This window comes from Mesorhizobium sp. M7A.F.Ca.US.006.04.2.1 (assembly GCF_004022915.1).
Taxonomy (GTDB): Bacteria; Pseudomonadota; Alphaproteobacteria; order Rhizobiales; family Rhizobiaceae; genus Mesorhizobium; species Mesorhizobium ciceri.
Genome location: NZ_RZQA01001528.1, coordinates 1 through 662 on the forward strand (window position 1 = coordinate 1; position 662 = coordinate 662).

At 63.4% G+C, this 662-nt stretch carries 1 protein-coding gene and 1 pseudogene; one reads left to right on the forward strand and one right to left on the reverse strand.

The genetic code is table 11. The features are described 5' to 3' along the window. A pseudogene (locus EN925_RS38525) lies at positions 1 to 323 on the forward strand (ribonuclease E/G); the annotation flags it as partial. Between the two features lie 172 nt (positions 324 to 495). Here EN925_RS38525 and EN925_RS38530 read toward each other — a convergent pair. After that, the coding region (locus EN925_RS38530; RefSeq protein WP_206633214.1) for a glutaminase at positions 496 to 662 on the reverse strand (167 nt) is incomplete at its 5' end.

The following is a 662-nucleotide window of genomic DNA, read 5'->3' on the forward strand; positions in this document are numbered from 1 at the left end:
GCATGGGGAAGCCGAAGAAGCCACGCCGTGCCGCCAAGCCGAAGAAGGCCGCAGCCGAAATCGTCGCCGAAGAGCCGGCTGCCGAGGCGGAAGCACCGGTCGAGACGCCGGCCACGGCGTCCGACGAAGCAGCGGCTGTCGAGAAGGCACCGAAGGCCCGCCCGTCGCGGCGCAAGCCGGCGGCGGTGAATGCACCGGTCGAGCCGGTGGTGTCTTCGACCGTAGCGGAAGAACCCGCGGCCAAGGCCGAGGACAAGACCGACGACAAGACCGACGACAAGCCGAAACGCGGCGGATGGTGGCAGCGGAAGGGCTTTTTCTAAGCCTTTCAGCCACCTGAGCTAGTTTGTTGACAAAAAATCCCGCGCCGTCTCGAAGACGGTGCGGGATTTTCTTATCTGGCGCTATTCCGGATCGCGAAAGGCTAAAACGCTTCCTTGATTTTTATGCATGTCGTTGTCCCAAAACCGCTCCGCACCTTTTGGGCGACATGCATCACGGCGCGAAGATCGACCAGTTCATCATCCTGGCCAGCTTTTCCAGCGCGATCGACCCCAGCTTGGAGTTGCCGTTGGCATTGAGGCCGGGCGACCAGACGGCAAGCGACGCCACGCCCGGCACGATGCCCAATATGCCGCCGCCGACGCCGCTCTTGCCGGGGA